Raw genomic sequence first — 17,185 nt, 5'->3', positions numbered from 1 at the left:
ACACTCTGTTCGGGTGCCGCTCTAGTTGTACCGAGAGATTATCTCGCTTAGAACTGCGCAAAGCTGATGAAATTATGAATAAATTTTGGCTCTTAGCTCTGCCTTTGTTACTCCCAACCGCGCGTATGGGGTATGGATCTTACTATGCTGTTGCCGCTGAGATCGCTATCGTTATTTTTCTGAGATTCGCTTACACGAAAGGCGTCTCTCGAAGTCATGAACTATATCACGTGCCAAAAAATATAAGATACGATACCAATTCGCATCTTTTAATATTTTATTCATCTATAGTAATTATTTACATAATAACTATTGGATTATTTAGCTCTAGTGATGACAGCAGACTATATTCGACTATTTTTTATATTGTGCGTATCAGTCTTTGGGTAACTCTTTTTGTCGGCATTCGACCTATTTATCGTATTGCGGTCAAATTGTATGGACCTGCCGCCGCGTTCTCGGCACTACTCGGTCCAATTGTGATCTTTACCGCCATGGGCGGTGTATTTGAGTTCTTTTCGCACTATACACAGAACACAAGCCTACTAAGCCTATTTAAAGCAAGGCAAAACATCGGAGGGTTTGATACAATACAATATCTTCGCTACTCCGGCTTCTACGCTTTCCCAGGAGATTTAGGAATTGCTTGCGTGATGGGCATCGCGCTGATATCGACAGTAACTCGAAAAAAATGGATTGTATATACGATATTTCTCATACTTGTTTTGTTATTATACAAAACGCAAAGCCGCGCCGCGATAGCGACGTTCATTGCGTATCTGTTTTTGGTTTCATTTTTGCGGCTGGCAAGGTATAAGTTGACGGGCGCGATTTTATATCTTTTAGTTGCAATGATATTATGTATTATAATCTATTTAAAATTAGATTATGTAGTGGATTATATTGAGGGAGATTATCTTTTAAGAAACACAGATAGTACAGCGAAATTTATTGAAAGATCGAAAAGAATACAGGAGTACATTGAGTTTGGTTCGGCGCCGATGTGGCAAAAGATATTTGGACTTCGTTATCCATATCTAGCAGAATTCTATGAAAGTGAGTGGATGGGATTAATATCGCGCCTAGGAATAATCTCATTTCCAATAGTATTATTCTTCACTTGGCGTTCGATTAAGTTGGCGCTAATTTTTACGCTTAGTAGATCGCGGCCTGATATCAATATGGGTTTGTCCTTTGCTACTTATTGGATAAGTTTTCTTCTTGTTTACTGTTCATTTTCTGCGGGCTTTTCAAGGCCAAAATTGCTAATAATTTCAGCGATTCTTGCTGTACCTCTAATTGACGCCAGTACTGAAAAGCTAAGGGTCTCCATCGGAATGAGGTGGGGATACAGTAAAAAGCGGTGAAGTTAGATGATATTTTTTTCTCATCTTCTTTCTATCGGGGGAGAAAATCTATCCTGAACATTACATTAATCCTGATCTGCCACGGGATATTTCCTTCAGCGTCGAATGGAGCCCGGACCAACATGGGGACGGGCAATGAAGCGAAAGAGATTTGCGGACGAGCAGATCATCGGCATCCTGGCTAAGCACGAGGCGGGCGCGAAGTGCGCAGACCTGTGCGGAAAGAACGGCATGTCGGAAGACGCCTTCTACAACTGGAAAGCCAAATTCGGCGGCATGACGCTATTGGATACCACGCGGCTGAAGTCGATCGAGGATGAGAACGCGCAGCTCAAGAAGCTGCTGGCCGAGCAGATGCTCGATCTCGCCGCGGTGAAGGAACTGGTTGCAAAAAAGTGGTGACGCCCATCATGCAGCGCGAGGCAGCCGCACATCTGAAGACTCTGTTCGGGCTTTCGGAACGGCGGGCGTGCCGGATTGCCGGGGCGGAACGCAAGATCATCCGATACCAGGCTCAGCGCGCAGCCGACACGGAGGTGCGTGGCAGGCTGCGGGAGTTGGCGAACGAGCGTCGGCAGTTTGGCTATCGGCGGCTCTTCGTCCTGCTGCGTCGCGAAGGTGAACCCTCGGGGATCAACCGGATCTACCGGCTCTACCGCGAGGAAGGGCTGACGGTGCGCAAACGGAAGGCCCGACGCAAGGCGATCGGTGCACGGGCGCCGATCCTGATCGAGGCGCGCGCCAATGCGCGGTGGTCACTGGATTTCGTTCACGACCAATTCGCGAATGGCCCGTTTCCGAGTACTCAACGCAGTCGACGACGTCACACGGGAATGTCTGGCTACCATCCCAGGCACTTCGATCTCGGGGCGTCGGGTAGCGCGTGAACTGACGACCCTGATCGAGCGTCGCGGAAAGCCCGGCATGTTCGTCAGCGACAACGGAACGGAACTGACCTCGAACGCCATCTTGCACTGGTGCTCCGAAAACAGGATCGAATGGCATTAAATTGCGCCAGGAAAACTAATTCAAAATGGCTTCTTTGAGAGCTTCACGGCAGGATGCGGAACGAACTGCTCAACGAGACCGTGTTCCGCAATTTGCCTCATGCGCGTGTCGTAATCGCGCGATGGGCGGCTGACTAAAATACTGAACGCCCGCACTCGGCCTTGGTTTACCGGACTCCAGCCGATTACGCGCGGACCCTGACCGCTGCAATCGCCCGCCCCGCTGCGCGAGATGAAAGCTCCGCGCGTCTGGCGATTGCTCAACCTGCGCCGATCGGCGTAAACACTACCCCGGCTCCGGTCTCGGCTGGATGAAAGTACAGTGTCAGGTCATATGACAAACGGCGCTATCGAGACCGCGACCTAACCGAGAACGCTTTCTGCCATCTCAAGGTCTCCCTCCGCGTTGCAATGCGTTACGACAAGTTTGCCCGCAACTTCCTGTCCGCCGTCGCGCTCGCAACACTCGTCGCGTTCTGGGTCCGAACGAGTCTGGACAAAAAGGGTATTCGTAAATTAAGAAAAAATCAATAAAATAGCCCATTTGGGTCATGCGCAAGTTACTATTCTTGCCAAACTGCAAATCTCGAAATTCGAAAACGAGGGGGTGGTGCGGAACCAGTTTTTTGGCCGTTAGGCCCCTATTTTTTAGGGTCGATTTAGGCTGCAGCAGTTTCCTGAGTTTTCCCGAGTGCGAAGTTGCTGTCGCATATCTGCAATATGACTTTCGCAATGATTTCTCTAATTTGGGGAGTGGGTGATGGGGGACGTGCCGGTTATTAATAATCTCCGCGCATCGGTGACGTTGGGCGAGCTCGAGGCGAATGCGGGCGTGTTCCTGGACACCAATGTGGCGATGAACAATCCGGATGTGACCGGCTTTCAGGGCGGGTCGCTGGTGGTTGATATCGACGATAGCCCGACGGCCGATGATACGCTGCAGGTGGTGGACCGCGGCCTTATCACGGTTTCAGGTAGCGATGTGAGCTACAACGGCACGGCGATCGGGACGATTTCTGGCGGGACGTGGAACGGAGTTTCGTTCACGCCACTGACAATCGCCTTCGACAAGGGCGTGGCGGTCAGCTCGGTCGGGATGAGTGCGCTGGCGCAGGCGATCCAGCTGGTCAATTCTTCATCGACGCCGCCGACCGGTGCGCGCACGGTCAGCTACCAGGTAACGGATGCCGATGGTGATATCGGCACCGACAGCATCGAGCTGACGATTGAGCCGACGCAGGCGCCGACGGTCGTGGGTCTCGGCGCATCGGTGACGTTGGGCGAGCTCGAGGCGAATGCGGGCGTGTTCCTGGACACCAATGTGGCGATGAACAATCCGGATGTGACCGGCTTTCAGGGCGGGTCGCTGGTGGTTGATATCGACGATAGCCCGACGGCCGATGATACGCTGCAGGTGGTGGACCGCGGCCTTATCACGGTTTCAGGTAGCGATGTGAGCTACAACGGCACGGCGATCGGGACGATTTCTGGCGGGACGTGGAACGGAGTTTCGTTCACGCCACTGACAATCGCCTTCGACAAGGGCGTGGCGGTCAGCTCGGTCGGGATGAGTGCGCTGGCGCAGGCGATCCAGCTGGTCAATTCTTCATCGACGCCGCCGACCGGTGCGCGCACGGTCAGCTACCAGGTAACGGATGCCGATGGTGATATCGGCACCGACAGCATCGAGCTGACGATTGAGCCGACGCAGGCGCCGACGGTCGTGGGTCTCGGCGCATCGGTGACGTTGGGCGAGCTCGAGGCGAATGCGGGCGTGTTCCTGGACACCAATGTGGCGATGAACAATCCGGATGTGACCGGCTTTCAGGGCGGGTCGCTGGTGGTTGATATCGACGATAGCCCGACGGCCGATGATACGCTGCAGGTGGTGGACCGCGGCCTTATCACGGTTTCAGGTAGCGATGTGAGCTACAACGGCACGGCGATCGGGACGATTTCTGGCGGGACGTGGAACGGAGTTTCGTTCACGCCACTGACAATCGCCTTCGACAAGGGCGTGGCGGTCAGCTCGGTCGGGATGAGTGCGCTGGCGCAGGCGATCCAGCTGGTCAATTCTTCATCGACGCCGCCGACCGGTGCGCGCACGGTCAGCTACCAGGTAACGGATGCCGATGGTGATATCGGCACCGACAGCATCGAGCTGACGATTGAGCCGACGCAGGCGCCGACGGTCGTGGGTCTCGGCGCATCGGTGACGTTGGGCGAGCTCGAGGCGAATGCGGGCGTGTTCCTGGACACCAATGTGGCGATGAACAATCCGGATGTGACCGGCTTTCAGGGCGGGTCGCTGGTGGTTGATATCGACGATAGCCCGACGGCCGATGATACGCTGCAGGTGGTGGACCGCGGCCTTATCACGGTTTCAGGTAGCGATGTGAGCTACAACGGCACGGCGATCGGGACGATTTCTGGCGGGACGTGGAACGGAGTTTCGTTCACGCCACTGACAATCGCCTTCGACAAGGGCGTGGCGGTCAGCTCGGTCGGGATGAGTGCGCTGGCGCAGGCGATCCAGCTGGTCAATTCTTCATCGACGCCGCCGACCGGTGCGCGCACGGTCAGCTACCAGGTAACGGATGCCGATGGTGATATCGGCACCGACAGCATCGAGCTGACGATTGAGCCGACGCAGGCGCCGACGGTCGTGGGTCTCGGCGCATCGGTGACGTTGGGCGAGCTCGAGGCGAATGCGGGCGTGTTCCTGGACACCAATGTGGCGATGAACAATCCGGATGTGACCGGCTTTCAGGGCGGGTCGCTGGTGGTTGATATCGACGATAGCCCGACGGCCGATGATACGCTGCAGGTGGTGGACCGCGGCCTTATCACGGTTTCAGGTAGCGATGTGAGCTACAACGGCACGGCGATCGGGACGATTTCTGGCGGGACGTGGAACGGAGTTTCGTTCACGCCACTGACAATCGCCTTCGACAAGGGCGTGGCGGTCAGCTCGGTCGGGATGAGTGCGCTGGCGCAGGCGATCCAGCTGGTCAATTCTTCATCGACGCCGCCGACCGGTGCGCGCACGGTCAGCTACCAGGTAACGGATGCCGATGGTGATATCGGCACCGACAGCATCGAGCTGACGATTGAGCCGACGCAGGCGTCGACGGTCGTGGGTCTCGGCGCATCGGTGACGTTGGGCGAGCTCGAGGCGAATGCGGGCGTGTTCCTGGACACCAATGTGGCGATGAACAATCCGGATGTGACCGGCTTTCAGGGCGGGTCGCTGGTGGTTGATATCGACGATAGCCCGACGGCCGATGATACGCTGCAGGTGGCGGACCGCGGCCTTATCACGGTTTCAGGTAGCGATGTGAGCTACAACGGCACGGCGATCGGGACGATTTCTGGCGGGACGTGGAACGGAGTTTCGTTCACGCCACTGACAATCGCCTTCGACAAGGGCGTGGCGGTCAGCTCGGTCGGGATGAGTGCGCTGGCGCAGGCGATCCAGCTGGTCAATTCTTCATCGACGCCGCCGACCGGTGCGCGCACGGTCAGCTACCAGGTAACGGATGCCGATGGTGATATCGGCACCGACAGCATCGAGCTGACGATTGAGCCGACGCAGGCGCCGACGGTCGTGGGTCTCGGCGCATCGGTGACGTTGGGCGAGCTCGAGGCGAATGCGGGCGTGTTCCTGGACACCAATGTGGCGATGAACAATCCGGATGTGACCGGCTTTCAGGGCGGGTCGCTGGTGGTTGATATCGACGATAGCCCGACGGCCGATGATACGCTGCAGGTGGTGGACCGCGGCCTTATCACGGTTTCAGGTAGCGATGTGAGCTACAACGGCACGGCGATCGGGACGATTTCTGGCGGGACGTGGAACGGAGTTTCGTTCACGCCACTGACAATCGCCTTCGACAAGGGCGTGGCGGTCAGCTCGGTCGGGATGAGTGCGCTGGCGCAGGCGATCCAGCTGGTCAATTCTTCATCGACGCCGCCGACCGGTGCGCGCACGGTCAGCTACCAGGTAACGGATGCCGATGGTGATATCGGCACCGACAGCATCGAGCTGACGATTGAGCCGACGCAGGCGCCGACGGTCGTGGGTCTCGGCGCATCGGTGACGTTGGGCGAGCTCGAGGCGAATGCGGGCGTGTTCCTGGACACCAATGTGGCGATGAACAATCCGGATGTGACCGGCTTTCAGGGCGGGTCGCTGGTGGTTGATATCGACGATAGCCCGACGGCCGATGATACGCTGCAGGTGGTGGACCGCGGCCTTATCACGGTTTCAGGTAGCGATGTGAGCTACAACGGCACGGCGATCGGGACGATTTCTGGCGGGACGTGGAACGGAGTTTCGTTCACGCCACTGACAATCGCCTTCGACAAGGGCGTGGCGGTCAGCTCGGTCGGGATGAGTGCGCTGGCGCAGGCGATCCAGCTGGTCAATTCTTCATCGACGCCGCCGACCGGTGCGCGCACGGTCAGCTACCAGGTAACGGATGCCGATGGTGATATCGGCACCGACAGCATCGAGCTGACGATTGAGCCGACGCAGGCGCCGACGGTCGTGGGTCTCGGCGCATCGGTGACGTTGGGCGAGCTCGAGGCGAATGCGGGCGTGTTCCTGGACACCAATGTGGCGATGAACAATCCGGATGTGACCGGCTTTCAGGGCGGGTCGCTGGTGGTTGATATCGACGATAGCCCGACGGCCGATGATACGCTGCAGGTGGTGGACCGCGGCCTTATCACGGTTTCAGGTAGCGATGTGAGCTACAACGGCACGGCGATCGGGACGATTTCTGGCGGGACGTGGAACGGAGTTTCGTTCACGCCACTGACAATCGCCTTCGACAAGGGCGTGGCGGTCAGCTCGGTCGGGATGAGTGCGCTGGCGCAGGCGATCCAGCTGGTCAATTCTTCATCGACGCCGCCGACCGGTGCGCGCACGGTCAGCTACCAGGTAACGGATGCCGATGGTGATATCGGCACCGACAGCATCGAGCTGACGATTGAGCCGACGCAGGCGCCGACGGTCGTGGGTCTCGGCGCATCGGTGACGTTGGGCGAGCTCGAGGCGAATGCGGGCGTGTTCCTGGACACCAATGTGGCGATGAACAATCCGGATGTGACCGGCTTTCAGGGCGGGTCGCTGGTGGTTGATATCGACGATAGCCCGACGGCCGATGATACGCTGCAGGTGGTGGACCGCGGCCTTATCACGGTTTCAGGTAGCGATGTGAGCTACAACGGCACGGCGATCGGGACGATTTCTGGCGGGACGTGGAACGGAGTTTCGTTCACGCCACTGACAATCGCCTTCGACAAGGGCGTGGCGGTCAGCTCGGTCGGGATGAGTGCGCTGGCGCAGGCGATCCAGCTGGTCAATTCTTCATCGACGCCGCCGACCGGTGCGCGCACGGTCAGCTACCAGGTAACGGATGCCGATGGTGATATCGGCACCGACAGCATCGAGCTGACGATTGTCGGTGCGCCAAACCTAATTACGACAGCTGATATCGATCAATACATCGGAGGATCGGTCGGCGACATCCTGGACGCTCATCTTATTGGGTCCATTTCGATTACGCAGAACACATCCACGCTGATCGAAATTACAAACACCGGCAACGGACTGATCACCCAATTTCACGGGACCAATTTCACATTCGGTGCCGGGCCTGTCGTTACCGGTGGTACGGTGACATCATACCAGTTCCTCGACAACACAGGCTTAGTCGTACAAGCAGAGATACAGAACGTCTTCGAACCCGCAACGGACGTGGCGACTGCGATCTTTGCCTATAATGGTGGGGACGATACCGCCTTCGATGTCCTCTATTCACATTACGACTTCAATTTTGACTCCACTTCGGTCAACGGCGACGGGATCCAGTTCGAAGCTGGTGTCAACAACGACACGATAACCGTTGGCGACGGCGGCAGCGATTTGACCGGCGGTTCCGGTGATGACGACTTCAACGGTGGAGCAGGCTTCGACCGCGTCGATTATTCCAATGAAGGCGGGCCTTCTGGCATCAACGTAAATCTTGGGACTGGCACTGGTACCGATACGTTCGGCGATACCGACACTTTCTCGGGTATCGAGAGAGTGACGGGCACCAACGAAAACGACACGATCATAGGCGATGCCGACGATAACCAGTTAGGCGGACTGGATGGCATCGACAATCTTCAGGGCGGCGGCGGTCGCGACATCATAAATGCCGGCGACGGCGACGACATCATCGACTCTTCAGGTGGCGACTCTGCATCGCAGGGCGATGGCGATATTATTCTGCCCGGTCTCGGCAGCGACACGATTACCGGCCATGCGGCTGCCTTTGCCGACCGCTACGGCGGCGGTCTCGACATCCTCTACGAGGACTTGTCCGGCATTGGCGGTATCACACTGACGGTGACAGACAATGCGGGCAGCGGCACGGTCGTTGGTACGGGCGTCAATGCCACGTTTACATTTGCGGACCATTTCGAAGGCACGCAGGATTCCGACACGCTGATCGGTTCCGACTTCGGATCCGGTCCTGACAATTCTTCGGAAAGCTGGGTCGGCGAGGCAGGCAACGATTACATCGACGGCAATGGCGGCTGGGACACGGTTTCCTACAACCTGGAAAACGGCGGCGGCGCAGTATTCGTGAACCTTGGGGCAGGGACCGCCACCGATACGTTTGGCGACACGGATACGCTCTTAGATATCGAGGCAGCGCAGGGTACGGATCTGGCGGATACGCTGATCGGGACCAGCGGCAACAACTACCTCGAAGGACGTGGTGGGCGTGACAACATTAATGCCGGCGACGGCGACGACACCATCAACTCATCAGGTGGTGATTCCGCTTCGCAGGGCGATGGCGACATCATTCTGGCTGGTCTCGGTAGCGATACGATTATTGGCCACGCGGCCGCCTTTGCCGACCGTTATGGCGGCGGTCTCGACATTATCTACGAAAACCTGTCCGGCATTGGCGGCATTACACTGACAGTCACCGACAGTGCCGGAAGTGGCACGGTCGTCGGTACGGGTGTCAATTCTACATTCACCTTTGCGGACCATTTCGAAGGCACGCAGGATGCTGACACGCTGATCGGTTCCGACTTCGGGTCCGGTCCTGACAATTCTTCGGAAAGCTGGGTCGGCGAGGCTGGCAACGACTCCATCGACGGCAAGGGCGGGTGGGATACCGTAAATTATAACCTGGAAAGCGGCGGGGCAGGGGTCACTGTCAATCTGGGAACGGGAACTGCCACGGATACTTATGGCGACACGGACACGCTTGAAGACATCGAAGGCGTGCTGGGAACGGACCAGGCCGATACTCTGATCGGGTCGGGCGGCAACAACTATCTCGAGGGACGCGGCGGAAACGACCTTATCGAGGGCGGCGCCGGAGATGACACGCTGGTTGGCGGCGCGGATGCAGACACCTTCGTGTTTGCGCCGGGAGACGGGACCGATACGATTTCCGACTTCAATTCCGGTGAAGGCGATACTATCGACATTTCGAGCTATGCCGGCATCTCTGATGTCAGCCAGTTCGCCGTGTTTGACTACAACACAACCAATCCGGGCAGCACAACAATCAGCGTCAACGGTACCGACGTCATTATTGTCGAGGGTGTCGATCTGACCGGATTGGGAAATGCGGCATTTTCCTTCACGGGTTTCATCAACAATTGGGCCAATGTCGCCGATCTGAGCGATGCGCCGGTTTTCACCGATGGTACAACGATCCGCTGGGTCAACAGCGATGGTACGATCACCGAGCTTTTCGGGTCCAGCTTTACGTTCAACGGTCCCGGGGGCAGCCCTGACGGTGGTGACGCTGACGGTATTCGACGCTTTGCCGCGGACGGTACGACGCTGCTCGAATCAAAGACGGTTTCCAGCTCCGTTCTTGTGACCGACCTCGTTGGTGCTGTTTCGCAGGCCAGCGATCTGCGGGATCTGGTTGTTGCAAACCTTGCATCGGATGCCGGCTCCTATCAGATCACCGCGCTGTCGGCAACGAACATTGAGGTCACCTATGCAAACGGGCAGAAGGTAAGTGTAGACGGAGCCAGCCTGTCGCTGCAGTCGGCTGATGTGGCCGGATTTGGCACGGTCAGTGATGTGACCATCACGGGTCCCGATGGAACGACAGTTCTTGACTCCGCGAACGGCTTGACGACCAATCTGAGCGTCCTACTCGGCCTTTTCCTATCGGGGAACCTGGAAGAAGCTACACTTTATCAATCCGATGGCAGCGTCGCTTCGACCGGCTTGCTGGATGGGGTTGGTTTCGGCGGTGCCGAGTTCATCCTGTTTGAAGGACAGGTCAGCTATCAGCGCAGCGCCGCCTTCACCGAGGGCAATTCGAGCGTCATCGGCATTGGTGGCGCCAACAGCTATACCGATCTGAGTTCGGCTTCGAACTCCGTCTTCCTCAATTATTTGTTCTCCGATACGGCGATTACCGCCGACCTCGGTTCGGGTACGGTCACGCGTGGCGGCGGATCCATTGTCGACTCCGTGAGCGGTATCAACGATATTGCCGGTTCGGCTTTGGGCGACAGCATCACCGGCAGCGCGCAGGACGACTTTCTCGAAGGCGGAAAGGGTGACGACACGATCACCACCGGCGCCGGAAATGACACGGTCTTTTATTATCAGAGCGACGGTTTCGACACGATTACCGATTTTACGCCAGGGCAAGGATCCGACGATGTCATCGTCATCGACCATGTGTCGGGCGTGACGCCTGGATCGCTGGCTTCCTTTGCCTCCGAAGCGGGCGGAAACACGACATTCAATTTCGGCGACCTCGACGGCGACAGCTTCGATGACGGTTTCGTCCTCATGGGCGTGACATTGGCGCAACTGCACGAAGATGACTTCGAAGTCTATTTTTCGGGCACCAACCAAATCAACGGCACGACAGGCAACGATAATCTGGCAGGAACGCCGGGAGATGATCTGATCCTGCCGGACACGAACACAGGGCTGGATTCGATTGAAGCGTCTGAAGGTGATGACGAGATCGACTTCACCGGTTCGTCAGGCAATGCCTTTTATGATCTGCTGTATAGTAATCTCGGCGTTGCCCTTAACGTCAATATCGGGGCGACTTCGGGAACTGTTGGCAAAGACGGGATTGGCAACGACACACTTTCCAATATCGACCAGATTGGCGACGGCATCTACTTCGGGGCAGGCGCCCAGAATGACAGTTTCACCATAGCCGGCCCGTCAGGCCTGTACTTTATAGCCAATCCGGGAACGGGCACCGATACGATCGATATCAGCGCGGGCAGTGGGCCTGTCCGCGTCGCGCTGCTCAACTATGACGGTGTCGATGTTGATGCCACGACAGGAAGTGCGGCGGAGCGCAATGGTGGTTCGACACTTTCCATCACGGGCACAGGGTTTGTCCGCGACTGGCAATTGACCAACAAGGATGATTCCATTCTTGGAACCGCTGAAGACGAGCGCTTCATAACTGGCGAAGGCAATGATCAGGTCGATGGCGGCGGTGGCCATGACATTTTGCGCTATGACCGCGGCGGCGTGACTGGAGTTTCCGCGTTTTTCAATGGCGTTGGTTCTGCCAACATCAACGGCGTTTGGAACGGACAGAATTTCCTCGATATGGTGACCAATATCGAGGAAGTTCGTGGTTCTGACACTGACACCGACATCCTTTTTGGTGCCGAGGGCGACGAAACCCTGAGAGGCCGGGGTGGTGATGACGTACTTGGCGGCGGAGCTGGCGTTGACCTCCTCGAAGGCGGTGCCGGGGCGGACCGGTTTGTATTCAAGCCGGGCGACGGTACCGATACGATTATAAATGGAGATTTCGAGTGGAGCGGTTCCGGCGACCGCATTGATCTGCGGGCTTTCGGAATTGGGACGACGGCCGGGCTGGTAACCCTCAGCGGGGGTGTTGACACGGTCATCGATCTTGGAAATGGCGATATCCTCACTGTTGAGGGTGTTGATCTCACCGGTGATGGCGACGCGCCGTTCCTGCTTGCCAGCAGCATGAATGTTGTTCCCGGCGGTACAGCCGGCGATGATATCCTGTCCAGTACAGCGGCCGACGATCTGATCCAGCCGCTTGGTGGATTCGATCAGATAACCGGCGGCGACGGGAATGACGTGGTTGACGTCACCGGCTCGGACTTCGTGGACCTCATCTACAACAACCTGAGCGGTGCAGCGGTCAATGCAATAATTGGTCCGTCCAACGCCACTTTGGCCAAGAACGGTATCGGTTTCGATTGGATCGCCAATATCGACCAGATGAGTGCCGGCTTCCATCTCATGACGGATACGGGCAATGACAGCTTTGTCGTTGACACAAGTGGCGTCGCGGGGGGCAACGGATACATCCTCATCAACCCCGGGACAGGCAATGACTATGTCAGCGTCTCCGGTGCCAGCGGCATACTGGCATTGAATTTCCTGGACTATGACGGTGTCTCTATTGACGCGACATCCGGTGTCGCGACCGAATTGAATGGCGGTACAGCAACGCTGAATGTCGATGGTTTCGTCGGAGAATGGCGCGGTTCCAACAAAGACGACGTTATTGTGGGTACTGCCAACGACGACCGGTTCATGACCAACAAGGGTAATGATGTGGTCGATGGTGGCGATGGCTTTGACACGGCGCGCTACAACCACGGCAACGCTTCGGCGATCAGCGCGCTCTATGTCGATACCAACGGCGCCCATGTCACCGGAGCATGGGGCGGTGAAGCCTTCATAGATCGGCTGACAAACATCGAAATGCTTGTCGGTTCCAACAATGGCGGCGATATCCTGATCGGTAATGACGGCGATGAAGTCTTCAAAGGCGGTGACGGAGACGACATCCTTGGCGCAGGTGAGGGTACCAATGAGCTTTGGGGCGAAGCCGATGCCGACCGGTTTGTCTTTGTCCAGTACAATTCGAGCACCATCAAGGATTTCAATCTCGCCGAGGGCGACAGGATCGATTTGCGCGCCTATGTCCAGGCCGGCGTCACCAACCTGAGCGGGATCACCGTAAATTGGGACGGTACCGACACGACAATATCCATCACGAATGCTATGGCGGGGACCGACACGATTGTCGTCGAAGGGGTCGACCTGAGTACTCAGGGAACAACGCCGTTCCTATTTTTCGACAACTTCAACCAGGTTCCCGGCGGTGCGGGTGATGAATATCTCACAGGCACGAACAGTGACGATTTCATTACGACGGGTGGCGGCTACGACTCCATTGAAGCGGGCAACGGAAACGACGCAGTCGATGTGACAGGGTCCGACTTTATCGACCTGATCTACAACAATCTCGGCGGCGCCGCGCTGAATGTCGATATTACCCAGGACGTTGCGACAATCATCAAGGACGGCATCGGCTTCGACTGGGTGATCAATATCGACCAGCTTACAACGGAAGAAGGGCTGCATCTGATCGCTGGCAGCGGCAACGATGCCTTCAGCGTCGACAAGAGCGGATTGGCCGGCGGAACCGGTTTCGTGCTTCTCAATCCCGGCACCGGTAATGATTTCGTCAACGTCTATTCGAGTCTCGGCGGCGGCAAGTTCGGTCTGAATTTCAATGACTATAGCGGTGTCGACATCGACGCGACGACCGGCATTGCGACTGAGCGCAATGGCGGTACGTCTTCCGTCGAGGTCATTGGCATCGTCGATGAATGGCGCGGCTCGAGCCAGGACGACACCTTCCTCGGTTCCGACGAAAATGAACGCTTTGTCACCGGTCAAGGTGATGACCAGGTCGATGGTGGCAATGGCTATGACGTCGTTCGATACGACCGACCCGGCGTCACGGATCTGACTGTCAGCTTCACGGGCATCGGCAGCGCAATTGTGACCGGCGTCTGGAATGGTCAGACCTTCACGGACACCTTGACCAATATCGAAGAGGTCCGCGGCGGCCGCTTCGGCGTTTCGGTTCTCTTCGGAGATGTCGGTGGCGAGGTGCTGGTCGGCGGCCGTGGTTCCAACTATTTCGAAGGTGGTGCTGGTAACGACCTTCTAGAGCAGAATCCGTTCATGCTGCATCGTATCCGGCGGCGGCGAAGTAGTTCGCGCATTCCTGCGTCGTGAATGTCGGGATCAGGCTCCCGATCCTGTCCCACAGGTCATCTATGGTCCGCTCGGCCGCCTTCCTGAGCATGGCCTTCAGCTTGGAGAAGGCATTCTCGATAGGGTTGAAGTCTGGGCTGTAGGGCGGAAGAAACAGCAGGGAGGCTCCGGCCGCCTCGATCATCTGGCGGGTCCGAGGTCCCTTGTGGCTGGAGAGGTTGTCCATGATCACGATGTCGCCATGCCGCAGTTCCGGCACGAGCACTTGCTCTACATAGGCCTCGAAAGCGATCCGGTTGATCGGCCTGTTCAAGACGAAGGGCGCGATCATGCCCCGCAGCGTCAGTGCGCCGACAAAGGTCGTAGTCTTCCAATGGCCATGAGGCACGCCCACCCGCAACCGTTCACCGCGCGGAGCCCGGCCATGGGTGCGCGCCATGTTCGTCTTGGCCCAGGTTTCATCGATGAAGACCAACCTTGCCGGATCGAGGTCGATCTGGTCGTTGAACCACGTCCTTCGTCGCTTCAGGATGTCCGGACGGTCCTGCTCACTGGCGTGCGCGGTCTTTTTTTGCGCGTGATCCGGTGACGCTTGAAAAAGCGTTGGATCGTGCCGAAGCCGAAAACGTGGCCGCGTGCGGCAAGCGCTTGGCGCATCTCCTGGATGGTAATGTCGGGCGTCTCCTTGAGCAGCGACAAGATCAATCCCTTGCAGGCGTCGATGCGCCCGGACCGTCGATCGCCGCCCAGCGCCTTGGGACGAGGATCGCCTTGTTCGCGTTCACGCGTCCGCCAGCGGCTGACACTGGCCGCGCTGACGCCAAAGCGCTCACCCGCCTGACGATGGCTGAGACCGCCGGCGACAGCGGCGAGAACACGTGTGCGAAGATCGAGCGACAGAGCCTTGGACATGTCCGCCGGCCTCCTTGCTCCGGCAGACATCATGAATCATCAAACCGCTGATTTGGGAATCCCTGCCGATTCAATCAGATCGGGTGCCGCTCTAGTCGCAAATGGTGACGCCAACCTATTCTCCTTCGAGCCGGGAAGCGGCAATGACGAGATCAGGGATTTCGTCGTTGGCCGTGACTTCATAGACCTGTCGGCCTATGGCTTAACGACGGCTACCGTTGATCCCAGTGGCTTCGATGGATTTTCTTATGACGGGACCAATGACGAAACCACAATCGATCTGAATGGCGTCGACACGATTGTTGTGAAGGGTGTGGACTTAACCATCGAAGATCCCGCGGACGTCTTCATCATCGATTTGATCAATGGCACGTCAGGTGATGACAACGGCGCAAGCGCGCTGAACGGCACGGCGGCCAATGAGGTTATCGACGGCTTTGATGGCAGTGATGAAATCAATGGCGGTGACGGCAATGACATGTTGTTGAGTGGCGGAACAGATCTTGCCACCGGCTTCGACGATCTCTCCGGCGGGAATGGGAATGACATTCTCGTCGCAGAGGGTGGATCGGTCTATTTGAGGGGCGAAGCCGGCAACGATGTCCTCAAGGCTACCAACGAATTTGGCGATCCGAATTGGGATTACGTGTTCGGCGTCTACGACAATTCACCAGGAGCTATTGTCGCCAATCTGACCTCAGGTACGCCGAGTTCCGGAACGCCGTCGACAATGCCGGGCTCGATGCAAATTGATGATGGCTGGGGTACGACTGACACGGTCTCCGGCCTCAATGTGATCGTCGGCAGCGCGTTCAACGACTTCATCTACGTCGATGGTGACTACCGAAATAGCCAAGGAGCTAATCGGATCGAGGTCCGTCCTGGCGATGGCGATGATTTTATGGATTTCACGAACATGACTGGTTCGGCTCGCGTCAGCTATGCCGATGCCGGGGAAGGCGTCAACGCGGACCTCGATACCGGTATTGCAACCGAAAATGTTGCAGGTGTTCAAGACCTGATCGGAACCGACACGTTTGTTGGCGCGAACGAGCTGCGTGGTTCGGACTATGCCGACATCCTCTACGGCAATTCCGGCGAAAACCGCCTGCGCGGTCAGGGTGGAGATGATACCATTGTCGGTGAAGGTGGTAATGACCGTCTGGAAGGCGGAGCTGGTGCCGATACCTTCGTCTTCCTCTTCAGTGATGGCAGCGACGAAATCGATGATTTCGATTTCCTCAGTGACGGTGATCAGCTCGACGTATCCGCTATTGCCGTCGACTCCAGCGGTTTCGGATTCACATATGACGCCGGCAGCGGTGACACGACCATCGCATTCAACAACGGCACCGGTGACGAATTGGTGCTGCATAACTTTGATTATCAAACGCTCGGCAATGTTGATGACATATTCATTTTCTAGCGACATTCCCTGAGAATGAACGGGGCGGATGCGCAGGGCGCAGATCCACAACACTAGATGAAATAAAATTGCGGTATTGAGTGCGATATTGGTGATGCGCCAGATGAAACCGACGTCGAGGTTTTGGGAGAAAGTGTTCACCTTCTCGCCGTCTATCATGTCCGCGACGAGGCGCTCCTCGTCTGCTGTCCCGCGCGGTGGGCGCGGCTGCGTCGAACGATGCTGGGCCCAGAAAGCGACAGACGCGAAGCTCCACATTCGTCTGCACGCGCACGTGATTGATGCACGCATGGCGACGAGAGGGGCTCAGAAGTTTCCCTTTGCAGCCTCGGTGAGGATAAGCTTGTCCAGCGTCAGATCAGAGATGGTGACCTGCTCCCCTTTTCGTTCC

4 protein-coding genes and 3 pseudogenes are annotated in these 17,185 nt (G+C 57.1%); 5 read left to right on the top strand and 2 right to left on the bottom strand.

Going from position 1 to position 17,185, the window contains the following annotated elements:
• The first annotated feature begins 74 nt into the window (after positions 1 to 74).
• From ACQK2M_RS18935 to ACQK2M_RS18920, 4 genes and pseudogenes are all read left to right on the top strand, one after another.
• Positions 75 to 1,367, top strand: coding sequence for a hypothetical protein (locus tag ACQK2M_RS18935; RefSeq protein WP_425419065.1), 1,293 nt, complete (start codon positions 75 to 77; stop codon positions 1,365 to 1,367).
• A gap of 135 nt (positions 1,368 to 1,502) precedes the next feature.
• Positions 1,503 to 2,689: pseudogene (locus ACQK2M_RS18930) on the top strand (IS3 family transposase).
• Positions 2,690 to 2,707: 18 nt separating this feature from the next.
• Positions 2,708 to 2,908, top strand: a pseudogene (locus ACQK2M_RS18925) (hypothetical protein); the annotation flags it as partial.
• 226 nt (positions 2,909 to 3,134) lie between these two features.
• Positions 3,135 to 14,477 (top strand): type I secretion C-terminal target domain-containing protein, encoded by an 11,343-nt coding sequence (locus ACQK2M_RS18920; RefSeq protein WP_425419064.1) that lies wholly within the window; start codon positions 3,135 to 3,137, stop codon positions 14,475 to 14,477.
• Here the strand turns inward: ACQK2M_RS18920 and ACQK2M_RS18915 are convergent.
• A protein-coding gene (locus ACQK2M_RS18915) for an IS630 family transposase (RefSeq protein WP_425416454.1) occupies positions 14,422 to 15,368 on the bottom strand; the annotation gives its coding sequence in 2 pieces (ribosomal slippage) (positions 14,422 to 15,020 and positions 15,020 to 15,368; 948 coding nt in all). The genes ACQK2M_RS18920 and ACQK2M_RS18915 overlap by 56 nt on opposite strands.
• Here ACQK2M_RS18915 and ACQK2M_RS18910 point away from each other — a divergent pair.
• On the top strand, positions 15,367 to 16,794 hold the full coding sequence (locus ACQK2M_RS18910; protein ID WP_425419063.1) for a calcium-binding protein: 1,428 nt from the start codon (positions 15,367 to 15,369) through the stop codon (positions 16,792 to 16,794). The genes ACQK2M_RS18915 and ACQK2M_RS18910 overlap by 2 nt on opposite strands.
• A 150-nt stretch (positions 16,795 to 16,944) precedes the next feature.
• On the opposite strand, the pseudogene ACQK2M_RS18905 reads toward ACQK2M_RS18910, so the two are convergent.
• A pseudogene (locus ACQK2M_RS18905) lies at positions 16,945 to 17,160 on the bottom strand (IS3 family transposase); the annotation flags it as partial.
• Between the last annotated feature and the right edge of the window lie 25 nt (positions 17,161 to 17,185).

The organism is Oricola indica, from assembly GCF_965227485.1.
GTDB classification, from domain to species: Bacteria; Pseudomonadota; Alphaproteobacteria; order Rhizobiales; family Rhizobiaceae; genus Oricola; species Oricola indica.
The sequence above is the reverse complement of the archived record's forward strand: the minus strand, read 5'-3'. Positions and strand labels throughout refer to the sequence as shown.